The sequence below is a fragment of the Aerosakkonema funiforme FACHB-1375 genome, assembly GCF_014696265.1.
Taxonomy (GTDB): Bacteria; Cyanobacteriota; Cyanobacteriia; order Cyanobacteriales; family Aerosakkonemataceae; genus Aerosakkonema; species Aerosakkonema funiforme_A.
In genome coordinates this window covers 1-6,899 of the sequence record NZ_JACJPW010000203.1, presented here as the reverse complement: position 1 = coordinate 6,899, position 6,899 = coordinate 1, and the positions used below count along the sequence as shown (strand labels likewise).

The 6,899-nt window shown below is 43.9% G+C and carries 7 protein-coding genes; 2 read left to right on the top strand and 5 right to left on the bottom strand.

Annotated features, from left to right (window positions below; translation table 11 throughout):
- Nucleotides 1–188: 188 nt before the first annotated feature.
- Nucleotides 189–1,070, top strand: a complete 882-nt coding sequence (nadC, locus tag H6G03_RS36410) for a carboxylating nicotinate-nucleotide diphosphorylase (RefSeq protein ID WP_190475701.1) — start codon at nucleotides 189–191, stop codon at nucleotides 1,068–1,070.
- A 35-nt stretch (nucleotides 1,071–1,105) separates the two neighbouring features.
- Nucleotides 1,106–2,863: an arginine--tRNA ligase gene (gene argS, locus H6G03_RS36405; RefSeq protein ID WP_190475699.1), complete on the top strand. Its 1,758-nt coding sequence runs from the start codon at nucleotides 1,106–1,108 to the stop codon at nucleotides 2,861–2,863.
- An 86-nt stretch (nucleotides 2,864–2,949) separates the two neighbouring features.
- Here argS and H6G03_RS36400 read toward each other — a convergent pair whose 3' ends face one another.
- The 5 genes from H6G03_RS36400 to H6G03_RS36380 form a co-directional block, all read right to left on the bottom strand.
- The gene (locus tag H6G03_RS36400; protein ID WP_190475697.1) at nucleotides 2,950–3,522 is read right to left on the bottom strand and encodes a TerD family protein; all 573 of its coding nucleotides are present in this window, start codon (nucleotides 3,520–3,522) and stop codon (nucleotides 2,950–2,952) included.
- Nucleotides 3,523–3,616: 94 nt separating this feature from the next.
- Nucleotides 3,617–4,198 carry a TerD family protein gene (locus H6G03_RS36395; protein WP_190475695.1) on the bottom strand — a complete coding sequence of 194 codons (582 nt, stop codon included), beginning with the start codon at nucleotides 4,196–4,198 and terminating at the stop codon, nucleotides 3,617–3,619.
- A gap of 330 nt (nucleotides 4,199–4,528) precedes the next feature.
- The gene (locus H6G03_RS36390; protein WP_190475693.1) at nucleotides 4,529–4,882 is read right to left on the bottom strand and encodes a hypothetical protein; all 354 of its coding nucleotides are present in this window, start codon (nucleotides 4,880–4,882) and stop codon (nucleotides 4,529–4,531) included.
- Between the two features lie 29 nt (nucleotides 4,883–4,911).
- Nucleotides 4,912–5,445, bottom strand: coding sequence for a peptide deformylase (gene def / locus H6G03_RS36385; RefSeq protein WP_190475690.1), 534 nt, complete (start codon nucleotides 5,443–5,445; stop codon nucleotides 4,912–4,914).
- A 95-nt stretch (nucleotides 5,446–5,540) separates the two neighbouring features.
- The gene (locus H6G03_RS36380; RefSeq protein WP_322112036.1) at nucleotides 5,541–6,719 is read right to left on the bottom strand and encodes an HhoA/HhoB/HtrA family serine endopeptidase; all 1,179 of its coding nucleotides are present in this window, start codon (nucleotides 6,717–6,719) and stop codon (nucleotides 5,541–5,543) included.
- Between the last annotated feature and the right edge of the window lie 180 nt (nucleotides 6,720–6,899).

The window sequence follows — 6,899 nt, the reverse complement described above, 5'->3', positions numbered from 1 at the left end:
TAGGTTCGGTGCGTTTCGAGCCGCCGCTTTCGCTGCGTTTCTCTCGCCGCTTTATTAATGTAACAAGCCTGCCAAGAAGTGTCAAGCGGTTTGGCAAAATTTTTTTTAGATGGCTCAAACGCTCTCCTGGAGAGCGATTTGATCTAAATTAGCTCTGAAGAGCCAGAAAAATTGAGGAAAAAATTTTTGTGGAAAGTGCCGTAGCTGTTTTACCGCCTTGGATAGTGCTAGATCCGGTGCTGAAGAGCTGGTTGTTAGAGGATATCGGTCGGGGCGATCGCACCACGCAAAGCTTATTCCCAGGAAAAGCCCAAGTTGGACGCGCTGATTGGATTGCGAAAGAAACGGGTATTGTGGCTGGCTTACCCCTCGCAGGACGAGTATTTGAGCTTTTAAACTATCAAGTCACCTTCGTCCCTATCGTCGCAGAGGGTGATAGATGCCAAAAGGGACAGGTAGTGGCTCGCATTCACGGGCCATTCGATGTGCTGCTCTCCGGCGAACGGGTTGCCCTAAACATCGCTATGCGTCTCAGTGGCATTGCTACACTTACTAGAAAGTATGCCGAGCAAATCGCGGATCTGCCGACTCAACTGGTGGATACTCGCAAAACGACACCTGGATTGAGAGTACTGGAAAAGTACGCCACTCAAGTGGGAGGGGCTGTTAATCATCGTATGGGACTGGATGATGCGGTAATGATTAAGGATAACCACATTGAGGCGGCGGGCGGTATAGGAAAGGCGATCGCTCTCATCCGTTCCCGAATCCCCTATCCCTTAACTATAGAAGTGGAGACGGAAACTCCAGATCAAGTGCAGGAAGCCATCCAGCACGGTGCAGACATTATTATGCTGGACAATATGCCTCTGGGTATGATGCAGCAAGCGGTGCAGATGATTCGCCAGAAGAACGATCGCATCAAAATAGAAGCATCGGGCAACATCACCCTGGAAACTATCCGCGCTGTGGCTGAAACTGGCGTAGACTACATTTCTAGCAGTGCGCCCATTACTCGATCGACTTGGCTGGATTTGAGTATGAACATAGATATGAGTAGGATGGAGTAGATAAGCACGCAGTCTGAGTTCCCAGCAAAACACCAATGAATCCTACCCTTGAAAAACTCAAAACAAAGTTTGAGCAGGCTTCGATCGCAGCTTTTGGCAGTGAGTTTGCTGGGGCAGACCCAATGCTGGTGGCTGCTAGCAATCCAAAATTTGGTGATTATCAGTCCAACGCCGCCCTCTCTCTATCTAAGCAATTGAAGCAACCGCCCCGTGCGATCGCAGAAAAAATTGTTCAATATATTGATGTTAGCGACATCTGCGAACCGCCAACTGTAGCGGGGCCGGGTTTTATCAATTTCACACTCAAGCCTTCATACCTGGAAGCACAACTAAACGATATCCAGGCAGATTCTCGCTTGGGAATCGCACCGACAAAAAATCCTCAGCGAGTAATCGTCGATTTTTCCAGCCCCAATATTGCTAAAGAAATGCACGTCGGACACTTGCGATCGACTATCATTGGCGATTGCATTGCCCGCATTTTGGAATTTCAGGGTCACGATGTCCTGCGGCTGAATCATGTGGGCGATTGGGGAACTCAGTTTGGAATGCTAATCGCCTATTTGAGAGAAGTTTGTCCGTCAGCTTTGACCACCGCCAATGCAGTTGATTTAGGTGATTTAGTAAGTTTTTATCGGAAAGCTAAACAGCGGTTTGATGAAGATGAAAATTTCCAAGAAACTGCTCGTCAAGAAGTAGTAAAACTTCAAGCTGGCGATGAAGATTCGCGTCGGGCATGGCAATTACTGTGCGAACAATCGCGGCGAGAATTTCAGGTAATTTACGACTTGTTGGATGTCAAGGTAATCGAAAGAGGAGAATCTTTCTATAATCCTTTATTACCAACTGTAGTCGAAGACTTGGAAAAAACTGGTTTATTAGTTGAAGATAACGGTGCTAAGTGCGTTTTTCTGGAAGGATTTACTAACAAAGAAGGTGAACCGCTGCCTTTAATCGTGCAAAAATCTGATGGTGGATATAACTACGCCACTACAGATTTAGCAGCTTTGCGCTATCGGATTCAGCAAGATGATGCCGATCGCATTATCTACGTTACTGATGCCGGACAAGCAAATCACTTTGCACAAGTTTTTCAGGTAGCTAAACGCTCTGGCTGGATTCCAGATAGCCTAGAATTAATTCACGTTCCTTTTGGTTTGGTACTGGGTGAAGATAACAAGAAACTAAAAACCCGTTCTGGCGAAACTGTGCGATTAAAAGATTTGCTGGATGAAGCGCTCGATCGCGCTCGCGCAGACTTGGAAGCTAGACTTAAGGAAGAAGAACGTTCCGAAACAGAAGAATTTATTGCTAACGTTGGCAAAGTAATTGGTATTAGTGGGGTTAAGTATGCCGACTTAAGCCAAAACCGCAATAGCAATTATGTCTTCAGCTACGACAAGATGCTATCGCTGCAAGGCAATACAGCGCCATATTTACTTTATGCTTATGCTCGGATTCGTAGCATCGGTCGGAAAGGTAATATCGACTTTGAAAAACTGGGCAAAGATGCTAAAATCTTGCTAAATGAAGAAGCAGAATTGACGCTGGCAAAGCATTTATTACAGGTTAGCCAAGTCCTGAGTAACGCTGAGCAAGATTTACTCCCTAATCGACTTTGTGAGTATTTGTATGAACTCAGCAAGAAGTACAACCAATTTTTTGAGCAATGCCCTGTGCTTAAATCAGAAGAACCAGTGCGAACTTCTCGATTGATTCTCTGTGATTTAACTGCCAGAACTCTAAAGCTAGGATTATCTTTATTGGGAATTCAAGTTTTAGAGCGGATGTAATCAGTAAATACAGTAAAAAGGGGAATTTAATCACTATTTTCCCCTTTTATTTAAAATTCTATTATTTTGAGGTTGTCTGGCATCAACTAAGAGGCATACTGATCTACAAATTTCTGCAAACCTGCTTTATAGCCTTGTCCGACAGCTTGGAATCTCCAATCTCCGTCTTTTTTATACAGCCTGCCAAACTCAATGGCTGTTTCTGTAGAAAAATCTTCTTCTAACTCGTACTTGGCAATTTGGTTTTCTGTCGAATTGTCGTAAATTCTTATAAAGGAATTCCTGACTTGGCCAAAATTTTGCTTTTTGACATCAGCTTCGTGAATCGTGACAATAAAAACTATTTCTTGAATTGAAGCATCGACTTTAGACAAGTCAATTTGAATTGTTTCATCATCCCCTGCACCCTCTCCAGTTCTGCTATCTCCAAGATGTTTTACAGAAGTGTCTGGCGATTCTGTATTGTTGTAGAAGACAAAGTATTTGTCGTTGGGAATTTTTCCATTTGCTCCTAACATAAATACAGAAGCATCTAGGTCAAAGGCAGAACCTGTGTCTGTGGCGTTAATGTCCCATCCCAAACCAATCCCTACATTTTTCAAACTAGGGGCTTCTTTGGAAAGATTAATTCTTCCACCTTTGCTTAAGTCAATTGACATGGTTTTAATTCCTTGTAACAAAACAACTTTTTTGGTATTGAAGTTTAGCTGATTTTACCGAAAAACAGGAGTAATCTAAGCAGTGAGAGAATGTTTAAGCATAGGATTTGACAATATCTTCCAAGCCATTAGCCTTAACGCCATTGCCGATCGCTCCCATTTTCCACTCATTATTATGCCTGTAAATTTCAGCCATAATCATTCCCGTCATCCCCATATATTCAAGACCTGATAAATTATACCGGGCGAGTTCTTGATTATTGGACATATTCACCAGACGCACAAAGGCATTTTTTACCATTGCGAAGTCTTGTTTTCGACTGATGGGTTCGTAAATGTTGACTGTAAACACAAGTCTGGCAATCTCTGTGGGAATTTTAGTCAAATCTACGATAATTTGCTCGTCATCTCCCTCTCCTTCACCAGTGAGATTATCACCCAGATGAGTAATGCTTCCCGAACGATGAGATAGATTACCGAAGTAAACAACATTGGCTATATCGTTGATTTTCCCTTGAGCATCCAAACAGATAACTGAGCTATCCAGATCTAAATTTTTAGTATTCCTGCCATCTGGTTTGGCTACGTCCCAACCCAATCCGCACATAACTTTTGTTAGTCCTGGTGCTTCTTTGGCAAGTGAGATTCGTTGCCCTTTTTCTAAATTAATTGCCATGTTTTTATCTCCTAGTTATAGCGATCGAGTACTTTTTTAGCAGTCTTTATCACCCGATACTACTGGATAAACACGCTCATCATCATTTTAGCTAAAATAGGTGCGATCGCAAATTAGTCAAAAAGATTCAGACCCCTACAGAACCCTAAGAGCGAAGTATAATTCAAAACCAAATTTTACCCTGTTTTACTGATTGGTTTTGACGCACCTCTTAAAAATATATCGATCGCTGTACAAAAGCAAATTTCTGATAAAAATATTTACATTTATTGGACAATTAGTTGCTGATATTGTATGAATGGGTTTCGGATCGCTTGATTGTCAGTATAGTTATTCGCTTTCACGATAGCGAACGATATAACTGAAAACAGCATCAGCAGCAGGATGGCAACCGCGAGTAGTTATCGGATCGCCACTGGGAATTTCTGTTTTTAAACAAGTTTCTGCTTGCTTATCCAGCCAGTTACGCAAGCGTTGTCTGGCGCGTTCGGAACATTTTTGAGATCGTCGTTGACCGTCTTTAAACTCTGGACAAAGCTCAGAAAAACCGTTATCGTATTCTATCCATGCCTGCTGCTCCGGGTTGGTTAACGGTGGGTTTTGCCGTTGAGAGGTAAAGATATTAGTATCGGGAGGTAGACTGACAAAAAAGCTCAAACACAACAACCAATGGTAACAATTCATCACTTCCAATAATTGCCCAATTCAAAATTTTATTTATTTATGACAATGCGCTGCTGATACTCTTGTTCTGTCATTAAATCTAGCGTACTTTCCACACGATCTAAAAATACGATACCATCGAGATGATCGTATTCGTGTTGAAAGATGCGGGCGACAAAATCTGTTAATTCTTGGCGATGCAGCTTGCCATCGCGATCGGTATATTCTATTTCTATGGCTTGATATCTCGGCACCAAACCGCGAATTCCCGGAATGCAGAGACAGCCTTCCCAATCTTTGACTACCTCAGAGGAATGTGCAATAATGTGAGGATTAATCATCGCGGTTGGTTCCATCTTCGGTGCGTTGGGATACCTGAGATTGGGACGAGAGGCGACGATAAATAAGCGATCGAGTTCGCCTACTTGGGGTGCGGCGATGCCAACACCATTTTCTTTGATAACTGTTTCCACCAGATTATCGATTAATTCTTGAATGCGACGATCGCGCACATCTGCGATCGGTTGCGATTGCTGGCGAATTACGGGATTTCCGAGTTGGGATACTTGCAGAATTTCAGCCATATCGAGTTCGTTAAAATGAGCAATCTGAAAGATTTGGATTTTAACAGATAGCTAAATAGTCAAGCGTTCGATCGCAGAACTTGACTATCTAGCAATTAAGGTTCTTCTTCTTGTTGTTGTCGGACTGGAAAAGCGCCTAGCTGCACTTGTACAGTTTTAGGTTCCCCATTACGTTGCACATCCATCCGCAAGCTATCTCCCACCTTACGGGTTTCTATAATTTGTTGCACCTTATCAGCTGTGGTAACAGCTTGATTGTCAACTTTTTGGATCACATCTCCTGCCTGCAATCCCGCTTTCTCAGCCGGAGAATTGCGGACTATGCGGAAAACTAAAACTCCTTGCGCTCTATCTACATTGATGTTGCCATTAGAAGCATTTTTGATTCTTTCCTTAATTTCTGGGGTCAGAGTTGCCATCTGAATTCCCACAAAAGGATGTTCGACTTTTCCTTTAGCAATTAGTTGTTCGGCAATTCTTTGGGCTGTATTAATAGGAATAGCAAAACCCAATCCTTGAGCGCCACCGATGATGGCTGTGTTGATGCCGATTACCTCACCGCGAGCGTTTAGCAGTGGGCCTCCAGAATTACCGGGATTAATAGCTGCATCAGTTTGAATAAAACCAATCCGCTTATCGGGAACGCCGACTTGCGAGCTGGTTCTATCTGTGGCGCTAATAACTCCTACTGTTACAGTTTTATCTAAACCAAGGGGATTGCCGATCGCGATCGCCCACTGTCCCGGACGCAAAGAATCGGAATTACCCAAAGCCACAACTGGCAAACTATTGGCGTTAATCTTGACCACTGCTATATCGGTCAACGAATCTTCACCCAGCACTTTTCCTTGGAAATTGCGACCATCTCTGAGCGTTACAGTCACCGTATCAGCACCATTTACCACATGAGCATTGGTGAGGATTTGCCCTTGAGTATTGATCAAAAAGCCAGATCCCGTTCCCCGCACAGTCCGCTCAGCAGGGGGTACAGGTGCATTACCACCAAAAAAGCGCCGAAAGAACGGATCGTTATATTCTTCGGGTATTTGACGCCTCACCGTCCGTGCAGAATCAATTCGCACCACCGCTGGGCCGACTTTATCGACGGCGGCGACAACAAAGTTTGTATCTGTGTCATCTTTTATCGGAAGAGCGCGGCTGGTAGTAGTGTCCACATCGCTCTGAGTGGGAGCAATAGGAGCAATAGGCTGTTGAGAAGAGGATGCGCTGGGAAGCTGTGAGCAGCCTCCTAAAAAGGATACCCCGGCTGCCATTACCAGCAGCAACCGATAAATGGCTGATTTGTTGCCGGAAAAGTTGGCCAAGCTCATAGTTTTGCGGACTGTACGATCTACTATTACTATCCTGCACGAAGGGCGATCGATCCGGCTTGCCAAGCTTTGCCGAACAAGGTGATTTATCTCTAAAGATGAGGGGAGCGGGGGAGTGGGGGA